The sequence below is a fragment of the Pseudomarimonas arenosa genome (assembly GCF_014841215.1).
Lineage (GTDB): Bacteria > Pseudomonadota > Gammaproteobacteria > Xanthomonadales > Xanthomonadaceae > Pseudomarimonas > Pseudomarimonas arenosa.
The window spans coordinates 19329-38131 of record NZ_JACYTR010000002.1; the positions used below are offsets into that span (position 1 = coordinate 19329).

At 62.5% G+C, this 18803-nt stretch carries 14 protein-coding genes and 1 tRNA gene; 9 read left to right on the forward strand and 6 right to left on the reverse strand.

What is annotated here, in order from left to right; all coding sequences use genetic code 11:
• The first annotated feature begins 42 nt into the window (after positions 1 to 42).
• The 3 genes from IFO71_RS01125 to IFO71_RS01130 are packed head-to-tail and all read left to right on the forward strand — an operon-like array spanning position 43 to position 3268.
• Positions 43 to 1683, forward strand: a complete 1641-nt coding sequence (locus IFO71_RS01125; RefSeq protein ID WP_192027686.1) for an acetolactate synthase large subunit — start codon at positions 43 to 45, stop codon at positions 1681 to 1683.
• A gap of 5 nt (positions 1684 to 1688) precedes the next feature.
• On the forward strand, positions 1689 to 1817 hold the full coding sequence (locus IFO71_RS22595; protein ID WP_425502860.1) for a GIY-YIG nuclease family protein: 129 nt from the start codon (positions 1689 to 1691) through the stop codon (positions 1815 to 1817).
• Positions 1818 to 1834: 17 nt separating this feature from the next.
• Complete coding sequence (locus IFO71_RS01130; protein ID WP_192027687.1) at positions 1835 to 3268, forward strand: aldehyde dehydrogenase family protein; 1434 nt, start codon at positions 1835 to 1837, stop codon at positions 3266 to 3268.
• A 407-nt stretch (positions 3269 to 3675) separates the two neighbouring features.
• Here IFO71_RS01130 and IFO71_RS01135 read toward each other — a convergent pair whose 3' ends face one another.
• The gene (locus IFO71_RS01135; RefSeq protein WP_192027688.1) at positions 3676 to 6930 is read right to left on the reverse strand and encodes a sensor histidine kinase; all 3255 of its coding nucleotides are present in this window, start codon (positions 6928 to 6930) and stop codon (positions 3676 to 3678) included.
• 398 nt (positions 6931 to 7328) lie between these two features.
• Here IFO71_RS01135 and IFO71_RS01140 point away from each other — a divergent pair, with 398 nt between their 5' ends.
• The 6 genes from IFO71_RS01140 (at position 7329) to IFO71_RS01165 (ending at position 14387) form a co-directional block, all read left to right on the forward strand.
• Positions 7329 to 7922: a sigma-70 family RNA polymerase sigma factor gene (locus IFO71_RS01140; RefSeq protein WP_225444280.1), complete on the forward strand. Its 594-nt coding sequence runs from the start codon at positions 7329 to 7331 to the stop codon at positions 7920 to 7922.
• The gene (locus tag IFO71_RS01145) at positions 7919 to 8611 is read left to right on the forward strand and encodes a hypothetical protein (RefSeq protein WP_192027690.1); all 693 of its coding nucleotides are present in this window, start codon (positions 7919 to 7921) and stop codon (positions 8609 to 8611) included. Before IFO71_RS01140 ends, IFO71_RS01145 begins: the two co-directional genes overlap by 4 nt.
• Complete coding sequence (locus IFO71_RS01150; protein ID WP_192027691.1) at positions 8608 to 9210, forward strand: IMPACT family protein; 603 nt, start codon at positions 8608 to 8610, stop codon at positions 9208 to 9210. The genes IFO71_RS01145 and IFO71_RS01150 overlap by 4 nt, the downstream gene beginning before the upstream one ends.
• Positions 9207 to 10976: an ABC transporter transmembrane domain-containing protein gene (locus IFO71_RS01155; protein WP_192027692.1), complete on the forward strand. Its 1770-nt coding sequence runs from the start codon at positions 9207 to 9209 to the stop codon at positions 10974 to 10976. Before IFO71_RS01150 ends, IFO71_RS01155 begins: the two co-directional genes overlap by 4 nt.
• A 121-nt stretch (positions 10977 to 11097) precedes the next feature.
• Positions 11098 to 11898 (forward strand): Lcl C-terminal domain-containing protein, encoded by an 801-nt coding sequence (locus tag IFO71_RS01160; RefSeq protein WP_192027693.1) that lies wholly within the window; start codon positions 11098 to 11100, stop codon positions 11896 to 11898.
• The gene (locus tag IFO71_RS01165) at positions 11895 to 14387 is read left to right on the forward strand and encodes an Lcl domain-containing protein (RefSeq protein WP_192027694.1); all 2493 of its coding nucleotides are present in this window, start codon (positions 11895 to 11897) and stop codon (positions 14385 to 14387) included. Before IFO71_RS01160 ends, IFO71_RS01165 begins: the two co-directional genes overlap by 4 nt.
• Positions 14388 to 14452: 65 nt before the next feature.
• Here IFO71_RS01165 and IFO71_RS01170 read toward each other — a convergent pair whose 3' ends face one another.
• From IFO71_RS01170 to serS, 5 genes are all read right to left on the reverse strand, one after another.
• A complete protein-coding gene (locus IFO71_RS01170) occupies positions 14453 to 14977 on the reverse strand; it encodes an STAS domain-containing protein (RefSeq protein ID WP_192027695.1) in 525 nt (174 codons plus the stop codon).
• A complete protein-coding gene (locus IFO71_RS01175) occupies positions 14974 to 16269 on the reverse strand; it encodes a PP2C family protein-serine/threonine phosphatase (protein WP_192027696.1) in 1296 nt (431 codons plus the stop codon). The genes IFO71_RS01170 and IFO71_RS01175 overlap by 4 nt, the downstream gene beginning before the upstream one ends.
• A gap of 83 nt (positions 16270 to 16352) precedes the next feature.
• Positions 16353 to 16442 (reverse strand) — tRNA-Ser (locus IFO71_RS01180).
• Between the two features lie 46 nt (positions 16443 to 16488).
• Positions 16489 to 17469: a LysR substrate-binding domain-containing protein gene (locus IFO71_RS01185; protein ID WP_192027697.1), complete on the reverse strand. Its 981-nt coding sequence runs from the start codon at positions 17467 to 17469 to the stop codon at positions 16489 to 16491.
• A 10-nt stretch (positions 17470 to 17479) separates the two neighbouring features.
• The gene (serS, locus tag IFO71_RS01190) at positions 17480 to 18757 is read right to left on the reverse strand and encodes a serine--tRNA ligase (protein ID WP_192027698.1); all 1278 of its coding nucleotides are present in this window, start codon (positions 18755 to 18757) and stop codon (positions 17480 to 17482) included.
• Positions 18758 to 18803: the final 46 nt, after the last annotated feature.

Sequence of the window (18803 nt, forward strand, 5' to 3'; positions counted from 1 at the left end):
GCGAGTCCCCCACGACGTCTGAAACAGCCAAGAGGAATTTCCATGAAAGCATCTGACCTGTTCATCCGCGCACTGGAAGCTGAAGGCGTCGAGTACATGTTCGGCATTCCCGGCGAAGAAAATCTCGATCTACTGGAATCGCTGCGCACCAGCAGCATCAAACTCATTCTCACCCGCCACGAGCAAGGCGCCGGCTTCATGGCCGCCACGTACGGCCGCCTCACCGGCAAGGCAGGTGTTTGTCTTGCCACGCTTGGCCCCGGCGCGACCAACTTTGTCACCGCCGCTGCCTATGCCCAACTCGGCGCCATGCCGATGATGATGGTGACCGGCCAGAAGCCGGTGAAGCTGAGCAAGCAAGGGCATTTTCAGATTGTCGACATCGTCGACATGATGAAACCACTGACCAAGTTCACAAAGCAGATCGTTTCAGCGGACAACATCCCCGCGCGCATTCGCGAGGCGTTTCGTCGGGCAGAAGAAGAGCGTCCAGGCGCCGTGCATCTGGAGCTGCCGGAAGATATTGCCGATGAAGAATCGGACGCCATGCTGATTCCCAAGAGTCATCATCGCCGCCCAGTCGCCGATGACAAGTCGATCGCCTACGCCACCGATGCGATCAGCAATGCCAAGCGTCCTTTGCTGATGGTCGGCGCTGGAGCGAACCGCAAGACCACGGCCAAGATGCTGCGGGAATTCGTAGACAAGATGGGCATTCCATTCTTCACCACGCAGATGGGCAAGGGCGTTGTTGATGAGACACACCCGCTGTGGCTGGGCAATGCAGCCCTTTCCGACGGCGATTTCGTACACCGCGCCATCGACAAGGCCGATTGCATCATCAATGTCGGTCACGATGTCATCGAAAAGCCGCCATTCTTCATGCGCAAGGGGCTGCGCACGGTCATCCACGTCAACTACTTCGGCGCCGAGGTGGATACGGTCTACTTCCCGCAGGTGGAGGTGATCGGCGACATCGCGAACTCAGTCTGGCGCATCAAGCAGCGCCTCGAACCGCAGGCGCACTGGGACTTCAGCTACTACGACACCGTGCGCAAGGCGCTGAACGATCACCTCGCTGTGGGCGCCGAGGATGAGCGATACCCGATCTACCCGCAACGCCTGGTCGCCGACATCCGCAAGGTGCTGGGCCCCAACGACATCCTCAGCCTTGATAACGGCATGTACAAGATCTGGTTTGCTCGCTACTACCGTTGCAAGCAGCCCAACACCCTGCTGCTGGACAATGCCCTGGCCACCATGGGTGCCGGCTTGCCCGCCGGCATGGCTGCAAAGATGGTGTTCCCCGAGCGGAAAGTCGTCGCCCTGGCCGGTGACGGTGGGTTCATGATGAATTCGCAGGAGATCGAAACGGCGGTGCGCCTGAATCTCAACATGACCATGATCGTGGTGCGCGACAATGCCTACGGCATGATCAAGTGGAAGCAGGCCAACATGGACTTCGAGAACTTTGGCATGGACATGGGCAACCCGGATTTCGTCAAGTACGCCGAGAGTTACGGTGCGCGCGGACACCGCCCGGCGAACGCCGCCGAGTTCGCACCACTGCTGGAAAAGACCCTAGCCGAACCGGGCTTCGATCTGATCGAAGTGCCGATCGATTACTCCGACAACGATCGAATCCTTAACAGAGAAATCAAGGAATTGAGCGCGAAACTGTAGGGTCGATGTCATTCCAGGCATACAGGGTGCGCTGCGCCGACAGTTCGTTCTACGTCGGCCACAGCGACAACCAGGAAGCTCGGATGGCGCAGCATGACTGCGGCCTCCCCCTGCGACTTTGGCTCACGCAGTAAGAACGCGGAGAATCCACATGTTAAAAGATGCCTACCCGTACTATCTGGCCAGTGAGCCGGTTCATGCCAACGCCGATCTGAAGGTCACCGACAAGTACAGCGGCGAGGTGGCCACCCGGGTAGCCCTGGCCGATGCCAAGGCGATCGATGCCGGCATCGCGGCTGCTGTGGCCACACAGGAGGAAATGCAGGCGTTTCCGCCCTACAAGCGGCAAGCCGTTCTCAATCACTGCGTCAAGCGCTTTCAGGAACGATTCGAAGAGATCGCCATGGCCTTGTGTATCGAGGCCGGCAAGCCGATCAAGGATGCCCGGGGTGAAGTCTCGCGACTGATTGACACCTTTCGCGTCGGCGCTGAGGAGGCCGTGCGCATCGGTGGCGAGGTGATGAATCTGGAAATCGCCGAGCGGGCTAAAGGCTACCGCGGCATGTGGAAGCGCGTGCCAATCGGGCCATGTTCGCTGATCAGCCCGTTCAACTTTCCGTTGAATCTGGCCGCGCACAAGATCGCCCCAGCGATCGCCGCCGGCTGCACCTGGGTGATGAAACCCGCCTCGCGCACGCCGATTGGCGCCCTGATCATCGGTGAAGTATTGGCCGAGACTGATCTGCCGAAAGGCGCCTTTTCCATCCTGCCCTGCTCGCGCGACGGCGCCGATCTATTCACCGAGGACGATCGTCTGAAGCTGCTCAGCTTTACCGGCTCACCCGGCGTGGGCTGGGATCTGAAAGCCCGGGCTGGACGCAAGAAGGTAGTCCTGGAGCTTGGCGGCAATGCCGCCTGCATCATTGATGCCGACCAGGGCTATCAACTCGACAAGGTAGTGGAACGTGTTGTGTTCGGCGCTTTCTACCAGAGCGGACAAAGTTGCATCAGTGTGCAGCGGATCCTCATTCACGACAGCCTGTACGACACCGTGCGAGACAAGCTCACCACCGCGGTGAAGGCACTGCCGATGGGCGACCCCAAGGATGACAAGACCTTTATCGGCCCAATGATCGCCGAGAGCGAGGCGAAACGGCTGGAGGAGTGGATCGGCAAGGCCCGGGACAAGGGCGCCAAGCTGCTTTGTGGCGGCAAGCGCGAGGGCGCCATGCTAGAGGCCACACTGCTGGAGAATGTACCCCTGGACAGCGAAATCAACTGCGAAGAAGCATTCGGACCGGTGGCCGCACTGTATCGATTCAGTGATTTTGAAGCGGCCCTGAAACAGACCAATAACAGCGCATTCGGTCTGCAAGCCGGCATCTTCAGCAACGATATTCGCAAGGCCATGCGCGCCTGGGATGTGTTGGATGTGGGCGGTGTAGTGATCAATGACGTACCCAGCTGGCGCGTCGACAATATGCCGTATGGCGGGGTCAAGGACTCTGGCCTCGGTCGCGAAGGTGTTCGCTATGCGATTGAAGACATGACTGAAATCCGCCTGCTGGTGATACGCGACGCCTGATTGTTGGCTCAGCGAGAAGCTTGAACAGGCTGTTTGACTTCACGCCCGCAAGCGGCGATGCGGGGCGAGGCAGAACCCCGGCGAGGCCGCGCTTTGCTTCGCTCTGTCCTTGGGCGAGACCCGTGCGTGCGTACGAGAGGGGTGGCGCGACTTTGCCGCGACCAGCTTGCCGTGAGCCTGTCGAACGGCGGTCCCTGAGCTTGTCGAAGGGTTGCGCTGAAAACCCCAAGGATGGAGTTGTTTCAGCAGCCTGTTCTGGCCCCTCTCACCTGGCGCGAGAGCGGTTGGGAAAAGGGGGGGCTGACCCCAGGATGGATTTGTTCAGACCTTTCTTAACGGCTGCTCAAATTCCCGGAGACGTTCAACGCAACCATTCCACGCTCATGCCGTGCCCAGCCAGCACCCGCTCAGTCCATCCCACCGGGCGCGCTTTTCGGAATCACGATACGCATGGTTGTGCCCCCGCTGCTGGGGCATTCCAGATGAATGCTGCCGCCCAGCTTCTGAGTGACCAGATTGTGCACGATATGCAGACCCAGGCCGGTGCCACCTTCGTTGCGCTTGGTGGTGAAGAAGGGATCGAACACCCGGTTTCGACTTTCTTCCGGAATGCCGCGGCCATTGTCGCTGACCAGGATCTCGGCTGAATTGCCCAGATCCCTTGCCTGGATCTGAATGTGTCCGCTGTCCATGCCATCAAACCCATGGATGACTGCGTTCTGCAGCAGGTTGGTGATCACCTGCCCCAGTGCACCGGGGAAACTGTCGATCTGAATCTTGTCCGACACCACAACGTCGGTACGCACTGAACGCCGCCGCCACATCAACTCCAGACTTTCGAGGATCTCGCGCAGCACGCGATCAAGGAAGAACTTGCGCCGGCCATCCGAGGTGCGATCCACCGACACCTGCTTGAAGTTGGCAATCAGATGAGCGGCGCGTCCGAGATTGCGCTCGATCATGTCGCCAGACTCACTCACGGTATTGAAATAGCTGACCAGCTCGCTGCGTTTGAGCTCGTTCTTCTCGAAGTGCTCGCGCACCTTTCGCGTGGCTCCCTGCAGCACACTGCCCGCCGTCACCGCCACGCCCAGCGGGGTGTTGACTTCATGCGCCACGCCCGCCACCAGTTGACCGAGCGCGGCCAGCTTCTCGGCCCGCACCAATTCTGTTTGTGCCGACTCCAACTGCGCCAATGCGCCCTCCGCGGCCACCTTGCTTTCCTGTAAGGCACGCGAGCGCTCCTGCAACTGAGCGGTGCGCTGCGCGACCTCACGACTCAATCGCTCACTCTGACGCGCCAGACTGCGCAGTCGCAGCAAGTGGGCAGCGTAAAGGCCCAGCACCAGAAAAGCTGCCGCGGCGAACCGCACCCACAGGGCCTGCCACCAGTGCGCCTCAACCCGCAGGTCAAAACGCGTCACATCGCCCCATTCCGAGTCGGCCAGTTTGGCCCGCACCATGAACTGATAGTCGCCCGCAGGCAATCGATCGAAACGCGCGCGGCGGCTGTTGCGTTCAACTTCCACCCACTCTGACTGCAAGCCACCCAACTGGTATTGAAAGCGCGTTGACTCAGGCGGCCCAAAGTACGGAAGATTGAACTCGACTTCCAGGCTTGAGCGATCACCGGGCGGCAACACCAGACGTTCGATCTGTCGGCTGTAGCGCGGCACATCCGACATCGGCTCGCCACCGAACTCCACCCGTTTGATCAACGGCGCCAGCGGTGGCTCAGTCGGCTGAATGTTGGCCAGCTGCCGCGGATCGAACAAGGTGAAGCCTTCCATGGCGCCAAACACGATTCGGCCATCACTCAATCGGGTAGCCGCAGCATTGATGTAGTCGCGGCTGAAAGCACCATGGTTGCGATAAAAACTGCGCACCCGGCCGGAATGCAGGTCCAGCATGCTGATGCTGCTGGCCGTGCTGATCCACAGAAAGCCCTGATCGTCCTCAACGATGGATTTGGTGAACCCGTCTTCGAGTCTGGGAACGTTTTCGTGATCGAAAATGGCCGATGAGGGCGGTGCACCGGGCTTCCAGTCCAGCTTGGCCAGACCGGCACCATTCAGCCCGATCCAGCGAGTCCCTTTGCTGTCAGTAATGACGTCCATCGGTGCGGTGCTGAGTTCGCCCTCGCCGTCACCGATGGAATGCGAGTACAGCTCGCTGCCGCTCACACGATCAATCCAATGCAAGCCCGAGTAGCTGCCGACAAGAATCATCGAATCCCATGGCCGAATGAAGGTAGCCGAGCGACTCACAGGCACCAAGGCCAGCACCCGTTTCAGGTCGGGGCTCAGTTTCGCCACGCCGATCGGATCGGCGGCGACCCAGACAGCGTCCTTGTCCACCCACAACCGCCGCACGCGCGAACCGGCCAGCTCGGCCGGCAGGTTCACTGGACGCGCCGTGCCGTCTGCGCCGACAATCACCAACCCTCGGGTGGCACCGAACCACAGCTCATCGCCGACACGTTGGGCGCAGTAGTACACGTAGTTCCCCCAGTCGCCGGTCACGCGCTGCAACTGATCGCCATTCAGAGCCAGACGGTAAAGGCCCTCGCCCGAACCGATGAACAGATCACCGTCATGCTCAATCAACGCGATGGCCGAGGGATTTCGCATGGCCTGAGACAGCTCAAGCTCGGCGGTAAACGACTGAAAAAGATTCTGCTCCGGGCTCAACCAACTTAGCCCACCGTTCCAGGTGCCGGCCCACAGCACGCCATCATCGCTGAGATGCAGGGCCCCTACCGCTCCTCCGCCGATCGAGTTCGGATTCAGCCGACGGTGTCGAAACCTCTGAACAACCAGCTTGCCCTCGGCGTCGGTCGACAATCGATCAAGACCGGCATCGCTGCCAACCCACATCAGGCCGTCGGCCTGCGGCAGCAGGCTGCGTATACTGTTACTGCTCAATAGCGCGCCGTTTTGAGCGCTGCTTGTATCGGCCGCTTGTCGATCATCCGCTTGCAGCAAGCGCCATGCGCCTGGTGCGGGACTCGATATCGCCAGTCCGGCGCTGTCGTAGCCAACCCAGATCGCCCCCTTGTCGCCCTCCGCCAAGGCATCCACGGCGGCGCCCGGAATCGGATCGTCGGCGGCGCGCCAGACCCTTGAATCCGGATCACCCACCGCCAGGCCACGCGCGGTGCCCAACCATAGTCGACCTTGCGAGTCATGCAACACTTCGTTCACTCGATTGTCCGGCAGCCCCGTCGAGCGATCGGCAACGCGCTCAAACCGTTGCGCAGCCGGACTCCAGCGTGCCAGGCCAGCTTCGGTGCCGATCCAGATGCCCGAACCACGCCGATCCGCCTCAAGGTCGTAGATCACCGAGGAAGGCAAGGAATGGGGATCGGCCGGAGCGAAGATGAAGGTCTGAAAGCGCTCGCTAGCGGCATCGTAGCGATTCAGCCCATCCAGCGTGCCGACCCAGAGCACACCGTCCTGATCCAGGGCCAGGCTGGTAATGAAGTTGTCCGACAGCCCGCCTGTCTGATTGGGGGTTGGCAGAAAGATGGTGACTTCGGTTCCATCGAAGCGATTCAAGCCGTTCTGCGTGCCAACCCACATCAAGCCAGCACGATCCTGCAGCACCGCGTTGACGGTGCTCTGAGACAGGCCTTCGTCGGCGCCCAGGCGACGAAAACGCAAGGTCTCGGTCCAGGAATCCTGCGCGGAGGCGACGCCCGACAGGCAAACAGCAAGCACAAGGCTCGCAGCGAGCAGGAGTCGAAGACGAGTTCGGCTGGCTGTTCCCACGCTCGGCGGCCGTCGGTGAGTAAGGGGTCATCATAGCCAACCGCAGCGCCGAATGCGGTGAAGCCTCACCCGCATATGTCATCAGGGGCGCGGATGCCCCATTCAACCCCGATCGTGCTGCAACGCCGTTCCAGGCAACAACCGCCGCGTCTCGACCAAGCTCAGTGACATTCGCCAGCATGCAAATGACAGGTATCAGACTCGACAAGGAGCACGGCGGGCGCGCGGTTTTGCTAGCCTTGTGCGCCGCGCACCCCATTCTCGCCCGCGCCGATCATTTATTCAGCCCCATGTCCGCCGACGATCTTGATGCTCGCTCCGACGAACAATTGATGCAGGCCTACGGCCACGGCGACGGGCGTGCGTTCGAACTGTTGTACCAGCGCAATCGAGGCCGGTTGTATGCGTTCATTGCGCGTGCGCTTTCGCCACGCGCTGCTGTTGACGACTGCTTTCAGGATACCTGGGCGCGGATCATCCGGTCGCGGCAACGCTATCAGCCGACCGCCGCCTTCAGCACCTGGATGTTCCAGATCGCTCACCACCTCATCATCGACCAGCTGCGTCGACGACCGGCGCAGACCGGCCAGGAGATCGAGCGACTGTTGGATCGACCCGACCACACCACCACCGACAGCACGCCGGAGACTGTGCAGTCGCGCTTTCAGCAAGCGCGACGACTGCAGTTGGCCATTGACAGCCTGCCTGCAGAGCAGCGTATCGCCCTGCAGCTCAGATGGAACGAAGAGCTAAGTCTGGAGGAGATTGCGGAAGTGACCGACTGTGGTCGGGAGACGGTGAAATCGCGGCTGCGCTACGGCATGGACAAGCTTCGAGCCCTCCTGGTCAAAACTGCCGCCGACCCGCTTGAGAACGAGCCATGAGCGAGATCGACAATGACAAGGATCTGCGTGAGTCCTGGCGCCAACTGCCGCAGCCGCAGCCGAGTGCCGAACTCGACCGCAGGGTTCTTCTGCAGGCACAGGCGGCCATTCACCGCGGCCCGCGATTTCATTTGCGCTGGGGTGCTGGCGCTGCTGCCGCAGCGCTGCTGTGCTTCGCCCTGCTATTGCCGGTGCAACAGTCCAGCCTGAGCCCGGAAAGCATCACCGTCCCCAGTGACGCGCCGTCGCCCAAGCCGTCTGAACCCGACAGCAGCTCTGCCGATTCGGCAGTCCTGGACCGCATCGAGGTCAGCGGCTCGCGCCTGCGGACGGCGCCACCCGCCGAACCAATGCCCGTTGCGCCGTCCGCGCCCGCGGCATCCGGCCGACTCGGACAAGCCGCAGGTGAAGCGAAGCTTGAACAGACCCGCGCTGCAGAATCACCCGAGGAAGCGGCGGTAAGCATGGGCACGAGCATGCGCGACAGCGCTGAGCCCACCGCACAAGCCGAGCTCGAGGCTGTGCAGCCGCAGCAGGAGATGGCGCGGATCGAGCAGCTGCTCGAGGCCGGTCAGCGCGAGGCGGCCGTGCGAGCGCTGGCCAGACTGCTGCGTGGGCATCCTGATCTTGTGCTCACCCCGGCACTTTCGCCACTGCGCGAGGCCGCCCTGGCGGAGCCGGCAGAGTGAGCCGCTACACGCTGGCGACCGACGCACAACACGAGATCGAGGTAAAGCGCAGCCGCTTCCTTGCCTTGGCGCACCCGGTCAAATCCGCCGATGAAGCGCTGCGCTGGATTGAGGCTGTCCGTGTGCCGGATGCCACCCACAACTGCTGGGCGTTGCGCATCGGTGAAACCTATCGTTCAAGTGATGATGGCGAGCCCGGCGGCAGCGCTGGGCGTCCGATCCTGGCCGCGATCGACGGCAGCGGTCTCGATGCGCTCGCCGTGGTCGTGGTACGTTGGTACGGCGGCACCAAACTCGGTGTCGGCGGGCTGATTCGCGCCTACGGCGGGGCCGCGGCGGAGTGCCTGCGGCTGGCTGATCGACGTGAGATACGCACACTGATCCGCGCCAGCCTGTCGGCGCCGTTCGAACTATCGGGTACGCTGTATCACTTTTGCGCCCAGCACGACCTCCAACGCGAGGGCGAATCCCACCGCAGCGATGGCCTCATCCTCACCGTGATTCTGGAACAACAGCAACTTGATTCGCTGCAGCAGGCTCTCAGCGATGCCACCCGCGGCCGGGCCCAGCTGCAAGCCATGGCGACCTTTGAAGAATGACTGAAAAGAATTCCACCGGTGCCGGTCAACGCGCACTCAGCACCTTGCGTCGGCTATGGCCGTTGATGGCGGCTCAGCGCGGCCTGCTCACGGCCTGGCTTGGCTTTCTGGCGCTGTCGTCCGCGGCCACCTTGAGCCTGCCGGTGGCGGTGCGCTACATGATCGACCGCGGTTTCAGCGAAGGCGACGGCAGTTCCATCGACCGTTGGTTCATCGCCCTGTTCGCGGTCGCCAGCGTGCTGGCCTTTGCCACCGCCGCACGTTTCTTTGCGGTCACCTTGCTCGGTGAGCGTGTGGTGGCCGATCTGCGTCAGCGACTGTACTCGCACCTGCTGTACCTCGATCAGGCCTTCTACGATCGCAACCGCTCGGGCGAACTGGTGTCGCGGCTGTCCGCTGACAGCGAGCAGATTCGCAGCGTGGTGGGCAGCAGCCTGTCGGTGGCACTGCGCAGTGTGGTGACCCTGCTCGGCAGCGCCATCATGCTGGTCAGCACCTCACCCCGGCTGGCCGGCCTGGCCGCGCTCGGTATTCCAGTGGTCGTGCTACCCATCGTGCTGTTTGGACGCAAGGTGCAGGCGATTGCCAAGCAAAGCCAGGACCGTGTCAGCGACGCCAATTCGCGCGCCGCGGAAACCCTGGGTTTCATGGCCACGGTGCAGAGCTTTGCCCGCGAGATGTTCGAGATCGAACGCTTCAACTCCGCGGTGGAACTCTCGGTCGGCACTGCGCGCAAGCGCATTCGCATGCAATCCTTGCTGACTGCCTCGGTGATCGTGCTGGTGTTCGGCGCGATTGTCGCGGTGCTGTGGATCGGCGCCAAGGACGTCAATGCCGGCCACCTGTCAGCCGGCGTGCTCGGCCAGTTTGTGCTGTATGCGGTGCTCGGCGCCGGCTCGGTCGGCGCCTTGAGTGAAGTATGGGCGGAGGTGCAGCGCGCCAGTGGCAGTCTGCAGCGGATCGAGGAGTTATTGCTCGAACAACCCGACGTAGCTCCGCCGGCTCATCCGCTGCCGCTGAACAACATCAGCGGTCGACTGCGCTTCGAAGCGGTGCACTTTCACTATCCGTCGCGAATCGAGCAGCCAGCACTCAGCGGTCTTGATCTCGATGTGCAGAGCGGCGAAACGGTGGCCCTGGTGGGCCCGTCAGGCGCCGGCAAGAGCACCGTGCTGCAGCTGCTGCAGCGTTTTCACGACCCCAGTGCCGGACGCATCACGCTCGACGGCATGGATCTGCGGCAGCTCGATCCACGCGAGCTGCGGGCGCGTATCGCCGTGGTGGCACAGCATCCGGCGGTCTTCGCCGCCAGCGCGGCCGACAATATCCGCTACGGTCGGCTCGACGCCAGTGATGCCGAGGTCGAGCAGGCCGCGCGAGTGGCCGAGGCGGACGAGTTCATTCGCGCCCTGCCCGAGGGCTATGCCACCTGGCTGGGCGAACGCGGCGCCCGCCTGTCAGGTGGCCAGCAGCAACGCATCGCCATCGCTCGGGCAGTGCTGAAGAATGCGCCTATCCTGCTGCTCGACGAGGCGACCAGCGCCCTCGATGCAGCCAGTGAACGCGCCATCCAGCATGCCCTCGATCGACTGATGGAGGGCCGAACCTCCCTGGTCATCGCGCATCGACTGGCCACTGTGCGCAAGGCCGACCGCATCATCGTGCTCGACGGCGGCCGCATCGTCGACCAGGGCCGACACGAGGATCTGGTGGCCAAGGGCGGGCTGTACGCCGAGCTGGCCAGGCTGCAGTTCGGGCCGCACTGATTCGACGGCGGCGCAACCGAATCGCCTCGCACATGTGAACAAATTCGCCCGACCTTTGCATTTTCATCACGCCGGGTGGCGATCCTAGGGGGTTTGTTGTTGCAAGGTGACCCCTCACCCGATGCCCTGGACTTGCTCGACGCCACGACATGCTGTGCCGGTGCTGGCTCTGCTGGCCGTGCTTTTCGCCCCTGCCGACGCCGTCGCCACCGATAGCGGCCAGACCCGCTGCTTTGATGCCAGTGGCAGCACCGGCGTGGTGAGCCCCGCAACGCCCGATCCGGAGGCCGCCGGCTTCAATCGCCAGGATTGCAGCCTGGGTGCCTCCGCTGCAGCAGCACTGGGCGTGCAGTATCCAAGCGATATCGGCTCGCGCGGCAAGGATTTCAGCAAGCTCGGTAGCGATGGCAGTGTGCTACCGGCGAGCGCCAGCAGCTGGTCTTGCGTGCGCGACAATCAGACCGGGCTGATCTGGGAGGTCAAGACCAGCGATGGCGGGCTGCGTGATCGCAACCACAGCTACACCTGGTATAGCGATGACGCCAACAGCAATGGCGGACTCTCGGGCAGCCTGGGCAGCGACACCTGCGCTGGCACACTGACGGCCGGACAATGCAACACGCAGGCCTTTATCGATGCGGTAAACGCGCTGACCGGCAACGACCGACTATGCGCTGCCACCGATTGGCGACTGCCTCGCATCGACGAGCTGCAAAGCATCGTCGACCTTAGCGTCAACCCGCGCCCGGCCATCGACACAGCCTTGTTTCCAAACACCGTGCCAGCCATCTACTGGAGCGCCAGCAATGCCGCCGGCACACCGACCGGGGCATGGGGATTGATGTTTGACGGCGGCGTGGCCAGCTTTTACAGCAAGGGCAGCAGCGGCGCCTACGTGCGTCTGGTCAGGAGCACGCCTTGATCGGCCACTGCGGACGTATCGCGCTTTGGCTGGCTCTGAGCGGCACGTCCTGGGCCAATTGCAGCCTGATCAGCGGCAATCTCGAAGCAGCGCCCGACAGCCGCTACGCACTCAGCGAACCGGTGTCCGGCCAGCCGATCGTCACCGACCTGCAAACCGGACTGCAATGGCAGCGTTGCACCCTCGGCCTGTCCGGCAGCGACTGCGACAGTGGCAGCGCCAGTCTGCTCGACTGGTCGGCAGCGTTGAGCGCTGCTGACACCAACGAACATGCCGGCTTCACTGACTGGCGACTGCCCAATGCGCACGAACTGCAAAGCCTGGTTGAATACGGCTGCCACGCACCGGCGATCAACAGCAGCCTGTTTCCAGCCACCGACTCGGCCCGCTACTGGACCTCGACCACCTCGGTCACCACACCCGCTTCGGCCTGGACCGTTGACTTCACCAGCGGCCTGCGGGAATTCGGTGCCAAGTCAACCAGTCGGCGTCTGCGTCTGGTGCGCGCGGGCACTGGCCTTGCCAGCTTCGATGCCGGCGCAAACTACACCCCCGACGCTTTCACCTTGACGCCCCAATCCGCGGTGGCTGCCGGCAGCACGGTCACCTCCAACAGCGTGGTGGTCACCGGTATCGATACGCCTACCGGCATCAAGGTGGAAGGTGAAACGGCAAGTTACAGGGTCAATGGCGGCGTCTTTGTCAGCAGCAATGGCGTGGTGCACCCGGGCGATGAGGTCGAGGTGCGCCACACGGCAGCGGCCAGCGCCGGACAGCAGCGCAGCAGCACGCTCACCATCGGCGGAATCACGGCCAGCTTCCGGTCGACGACGGCCTCCGACAACGCCCTACTCACCAGCCTCGAATTTTCCGGCCTGGCGCTAGCGCCGACCTTTGACAGCAGCACGCTCAGCTATTCGGCCAGCGTGCCGTTCGAGTCCGACGCCACCGCAGTCACCGCGGGCAGTGCCGATGCCAACGCCAGCATGACGCTGAATGCAGCCCCCTTGTTACAGCTGACCACTTCCGCGCCGCTGACGCTGGCTGTCGGCGACAACACGTTCGCGCTGCAGGTCACCGCCGAAGACGGTGTGACCCGGCGCAGCTACATCACCACGATTCAGCGCGCCAAACAGATCAGCTCGGTATCGATCTCAGGCTCACCCAACCCTGCCCTGCCGGCGCAGCAGGTCACCATCACTGCCCAGCTCAGTGGCGCTGCACCGAGCGGAAACCTCATGTTCAAGATCGGCGACAACGCGATCGCAGGTTGCGAAGCGGTGGCATTGACGGGCAGCGGCGATACCCGTCAAGCGATCTGCGCGAGCAGTGCATTGCCATCGGGAAATCTGCAGATTCATGCCGAATACCTCGGCGATGACAACAATCAGGCCAGCAGCGACATGTACGACCAGCTGGTCAATACGCCTCCGCAAGTTGTGGCTGATAGTTCTGTGCAATTGCTGGAAGACGGCAGCCTGCAGGTGGCGTTTCAGGTCTCTGACCCCGAATCGGTCGCCGAACAGATCGGCGTGACCCTGGGCAGCGACAACGCCACACTGTTCGACGACGCTGTTCTGAATGCCAGCCTCAGCGGCTCGTCCTCAACGCGCAGTTTCAGGCTGACGCCGATCGCCGACGCATTCGGCGCTGCCACCATCATCGTCACTGCAAGTGATCCGATGGGTAGCAGTGTCCAGCATCTGATCTCGGTTCAGGTGCTGCCGGTCAACGATGCCCCGAGCAGCCAGATCCAGACCCACGCGCAATTTGCGGCGGGCAGCAGTGGACTGCAGTCGCTCACGGGTTTCGCCACTCAACTTTCGCCCGGCCCAAGCAACGAAGCGGCGCAGACGCTAGATTTCGCCATACTGCAGTTGGTCGATCGCGAGGGCATCCTAAACTCTGTGTCCCTGGATGCGTCGGGAACATTGTGGGTCGATCTCTCGGGACGCTCAGGCGTGGCCGTTCTCAGCTTGCAGACGCGCGACGACGGCGGCACCAGCAACGGCGGTGAAGATCGCCAGACCGCGCAAACCGCACGCATCTTTGTGGGCGATGCCGCAGATCTTACGGTCACCATCACCCGCAAGACGCCAGCGGCGGCCTACCTGCCTGACGCCCTGGATCTGGGTCAGACCCTGGCCGAGTTCGAGCTCACGCTGCACAACCATGGTCCGGTTGCCACCGAAGCACGACTCGACAGCGAACTGGTACGCGGCCTTTCCGACCCCTTGTGGAGTTGTGACAGCGCCGGCTGCAGCCCTGGTAGCGGCAATGCCGCGCCGGCAGTCAATGTGCCACTCGCCCCTGAGCAGAGCGCGGTGCTTGAACTCAGCGGGCAGTTGCAGGATTCGCACCCCTGGCTGGAACTCAGAACTCGAGTGCGGGCAGTTCCGGGGCCCGCCGCCTTGGGCGCAGAGAATGACCGAGACACCCTGATCGAACCGCTGCAACGCAGCGCGGTTTTCTACACCGGCCTGGAGTAATTCGGCCGGCCTACCCAGCGGGCCGCGCGACCTCACGAAACATGCCGGCTAAGGCCGGCGGAAGATCAGCGCTCACCTTGTTCGGCTTCCAGGCGCTCGACTTCCATGCGGAACAGCTCGACCACAGCGGCGAACGATTTGCGGTTCTCTTCATTGGCTGCAATCAGCGCCTCATGCGCTCGCAACACCATCCGCGCATGCTGCAAGGCGTCTTCCTTGGCTCCATCGTCGAGCACCGGACTGAACGCCGCAACCGCGGGCGCAGAACCATCCTCGACCATCACGAACACATCGTCGAGGCGCAGGTTATGAAACATCTGGGTGATCTCCGGCTCACTGCAGGCGACCGTCGCTGGCGGCAGATCGCGCTCGCTCAATTCGCGCGCCAAGCTCACCACCAGGCCGATCACGGTGCTATCCATGAACACGGCTTCGGACAGATCGATCACCAGGTGCTGGGGAATCTGGTCTTGCTCGAACAGCCGATCGCTGAACTCCTGAATATCTTCAGCCAGCGTATGGCGCAACTCGCCGCTCAGCTTCAGGCAGGCTACGTCGGCGTGCCGAGCGGCCTGCACCTGCGCACTCATGACCGCACTCCGCTCAACATCAGCACGGTCAAGTCATCAGGCAAGGCGGATTCCTCAAGACTCATCCAATCGCTAAGCAGGGAATCGGCATCATCGCCACATTCAACGAAGCGGCGTCGCAGGGAATCGAGCTTTCTGTCGGTGTTGGCGTCAGCCATCAACTCGAGCAAGCCATCGGAGACCAACAGCAGGCGAGACGCCGGCGACAAGGCAATTCGACCGCTCTCGTAACGCGTCGAGTTCATCAGCCCAACGGGCATGCTCTTCTGCTCGAGAAACGTTGTGGACCCACCAGTGTCGACCAGGGGAAAGGGAAAAGCGCCGGCATTGGCGTAGACCAATTGATCGCTCTGGGTATCGAGTACGCCGACGAACAGCGCGATATGCTTGCCCAGCCTATCTCGAAGCAACTCGATGTTAAGTCGTGACAACATCAGGGCCGGATCACTGAGTTCAGCTTCGGCACCGCCGCCTTCCAGCACCGAGCCCATGAAGCGCTTCAGGTACACGGTGACGAAGGCCGAGGCCACACCGTGCCCGGCGACATCGGCAATGTAGAACAGCACGCGATGCTCATCGATGGCGAAATAATCGACGAAGTCGCCGCTCATCACTTCCGAAGCCATCAGCACATGGCTGAAGCGGTAATTGGCAAAGCGCTTTTGCTTGGCCGGCAGCAGCTTGAACTGGATGCGCCGCCCGGCTTGCTCGCCCTGCTCCAGGGCATCCAGCGAGCGGCGCAGACGGTGATTGCTTTGCTCCAGTTCCTCGGTGCGTTGCCGCACCTTGGCTTCCAGCTCACGATTCAGCGCCGCTACTTCGGATATGGCCTGGTAGGTGCGCAACGACGAGATCACCGTCGTCACCAGCTTCTGCGAGGTGAGCTCGGTCTTTTCCTTGTAGTCGTTGATGTCGTATTCGACGATGACATTGCGCTCCGGCGCCTGCCCCGGCTGGCCGGTGCGCAGCACGATCCGTACGCGGTCGTTATGCAGGGTCTCACGCACGAAGCGCGCCACCTTGAGGCCGGCGTCATCGGTTTCCATCACCACATCGAGCAAGATCAGCGCGATATCGTCCTGACTGCGCAGCACCGCCTCGGCCTCGCGCCCGCTATGCGCCGACAGAAAGTTGAGCCCGCGCCCGCGAAAGCTGAGATCACGCAGTGCCAGTCGAGTAATGGCGTGCATCTCCGGCTCGTCATCGACGATCAGAACGTTCCAAGACTCGGCAAAGACTGCCGGAGCTTCGTCATCGAGAAACAACAGTTCGTCCGCAGCCTGCGCACTCATTGCAGAAGGTCCGACTCTGGGCAGCTTCAGCATACACCGCGCAGGTGGCTAACTTGAAGCCACTGTCGGCGCCTGCGATGAGGTGGCGGAGAGAGTGGGATTCGAACCCACGGTGGGCGTAAACCCACGGCAGTTTTCAAGACTGCTGCCTTAAACCACTCGGCCATCTCTCCGAACTGTGACGGGCGCCATGCAGACGCGGCCCCGCGGCGGCGAAGTCTACCGCTTTTTCTGCCGGCTCGCCGCTTTTTCTGCTGAGCGTGACGGTGCATCGGCGCAGGGCGCCGGGGCGGCGTCAGGGCTGAGCAGCGGTGGCAGGTGCTGATCAAGATGATCGATCAGGGCACGCAAGGCCGGCAGCATGCCGCGACGGCTGGCGAATACGATATGGCACACGCCCTGGGGCAGATCCCAGCCCGGCAACACGCGCTGCAGGTAGCCGGCCGCCAACAGGTCACTGCACACGGTATCGGGCAGCAGGCAAATCCCCAGTCCGTCCAGGGCCAGACGGCGCAGCAGGGGGAAGTCCTTGGCGGTGACCCGGGGCTGCAACTCGACCTTCACCTTCTCGCCCGCTGCATTCTGCAGTTCCCAGCGTTGACTGCCGGGATCGTCGATCAGGCTCAGCACCTGGTGATGCGGCAACTGATCGGGATGACTGGGTTCGCCGTTCTCGGCGAAATAGCGCGGACTGGCCACCAGCAGCTCTCGACTGTGACCATAGGTCTTGACGATCAAACCCGGATCTTCGTCGACCCGATGACGCACGCGGAATGCCAGATCAATGCCCTCGTCGATCACGTCGAAGCGGCGGTTGCTGACCAGCATCTGCAGCCTGACCTTGGGATGGGCGCGAAGGAATTCCGGCAGGATCTGCGGCAACTGCTGCTGGGCCAGGGAGACCGGACAACTGATGCGCAGCATCCCGCGCGGCTCGCCGCTAAGCTGGTCGACAACCTGCCGCGCAGCCTCGGCCTCTTCGCGTATCACACGGGCATGCCGATACACCGTCTGACCGACATCAGTCACAGCGAAACGCCGTGTTGAGCGCTGCAGCAACCGCACCCCGAGCAGCTCTTCCAGCGCCGCCACGCGCCGACTTAGCCTGGACTTCGGAATGCCACTGGCCCGCTCAGCTGCGGCGAAACCCTGCTGGTCAACCACCAGGGCGAACAGGGCAAAGTCGTTCAGATCCTCCATCGAATGCGTGCTAGACCGAGGTCAAGCCGCCCATATAGGGCCGTAGGACTTCCGGCACGCTAATGCTCCCATCGGCGTTCTGATAATTCTCCATCACCGCAATCAGGGCACGACCGACGGCCACGCCGGAGCCATTCAAGGAGTGCAGCAGCTCGGGCTTGCCGGATTCCGGGTTGCGCCAACGGGCCTGCATGCGGCGGGCCTGGAAATCACCGCAGTTCGAGCAGGAGCTGATCTCACGATAGGTATTCTGGCTCGGCAGCCAGACCTCCAGATCGAAGGTCTTCTGTGCCGAAAAGCCCATATCACCGGCGCACAGCAGCATGCGCCGATAGGGCAGACCGAGCTTTTCCAGCACCACCTCGGCACAGCGAGTCATGCGCTCGTGCTCAGCGTCGCTCTCGTTCGGTCGACACAGCGACACCAGCTCAACCTTCTCGAACTGGTGCTGACGAATCATGCCGCGGGTATCGCGACCGTGACTGCCGGCTTCGGCGCGAAAGCACATCGAATGAGCGGTGAAGCGCAGCGGCAAAGCGCTTGCGTCGACGATCTCGTCGCGTACCAGATTGGTCAGCGGCACTTCCGAGGTCGGAATCAGATAACGCTTGGCTTCACCTAGCTGCAGGGAGAACAGGTCGTCTTCGAACTTGGGCAGCTGGCCGGTGCCCTGCATCGACTCCGGATTGACGATCAGCGGCACATTGGTCTCGACATAGGCATGCTCGCCGGTGTGCAGATCGAGCATGAACTGCGCCAGCGCGCGATGCAGGCGAGCGATGCCACCACGCAGCACGGTGAAGCGCGCACCACTTAGCTTGGCCGCCGTTTCTCCATCCAGCTCTTTCTTGAGCTCGCCCAACTCAACATGGTCTTTCACCGAAAAATCGAACCCACGCGGCTCGCCCCAGCGATGGATTTCCCGATTCTGCGTTTCGTCCTGACCATCGGGCACGCTGACATCGGGGAGGTTGGGCACGCCGGCCAGCAAGCCCTCCAACTCTGCTCTGATCGCCGCAAGACGGGTCTCCGAGGCCTTCAGTTCCTCGCCAAAACCAGCCACCTCGGCCATCAGGCCGGTGACGTCTTCGCCCTTGGCCTTGGCCTGCCCGATCGCCTTCGACCGGGTATTGCGCAGATTCTGCAGTTCCTGGGTGCGAATCTGGATCGCCTTGCGTTCGGACTCCAGCCCCTCCACCGCAGCCACGTCCAGAGCGAAACCGCGTCGGGCACGCAGCTTGTCGGCGGTGTCGGCCAAATGGGCGCGGAACAGGACCGGGTCGAGCATGAAACACCTTACGATCAGAAGTGAGGGCGAATTATCGGTGTCTCTA

Bases quoted from the DNA above. Each gene is read 5' to 3' on its own strand.
- IFO71_RS22595 (WP_425502860.1), top strand. From the start codon at position 1,689: ATGTCATTCCAGGCATACAGGGTGCGCTGCGCCGACAGTTCGTTCTAC.
- IFO71_RS01185 (WP_192027697.1), bottom strand. From the start codon at position 17,469: ATGGAGGATCTGAACGACTTTGCCCTGTTCGCCCTGGTGGTTGACCAG.
- IFO71_RS01130 (WP_192027687.1), top strand. From the start codon at position 1,835: ATGTTAAAAGATGCCTACCCGTACTATCTGGCCAGTGAGCCGGTTCAT.
- IFO71_RS01140 (WP_225444280.1), top strand. From the start codon at position 7,329: ATGTCCGCCGACGATCTTGATGCTCGCTCCGACGAACAATTGATGCAG.
- serS (WP_192027698.1), bottom strand. From the start codon at position 18,757: ATGCTCGACCCGGTCCTGTTCCGCGCCCATTTGGCCGACACCGCCGAC.
- IFO71_RS01170 (WP_192027695.1), bottom strand. From the start codon at position 14,977: ATGAGTGCGCAGGTGCAGGCCGCTCGGCACGCCGACGTAGCCTGCCTG.
- IFO71_RS01125 (WP_192027686.1), top strand. From the start codon at position 43: ATGAAAGCATCTGACCTGTTCATCCGCGCACTGGAAGCTGAAGGCGTC.
- IFO71_RS01175 (WP_192027696.1), bottom strand. From the start codon at position 16,269: ATGAGTGCGCAGGCTGCGGACGAACTGTTGTTTCTCGATGACGAAGCT.
- IFO71_RS01155 (WP_192027692.1), top strand. From the start codon at position 9,207: ATGACTGAAAAGAATTCCACCGGTGCCGGTCAACGCGCACTCAGCACC.
- IFO71_RS01145 (WP_192027690.1), top strand. From the start codon at position 7,919: ATGAGCGAGATCGACAATGACAAGGATCTGCGTGAGTCCTGGCGCCAA.
- IFO71_RS01160 (WP_192027693.1), top strand. From the start codon at position 11,098: ATGCCCTGGACTTGCTCGACGCCACGACATGCTGTGCCGGTGCTGGCT.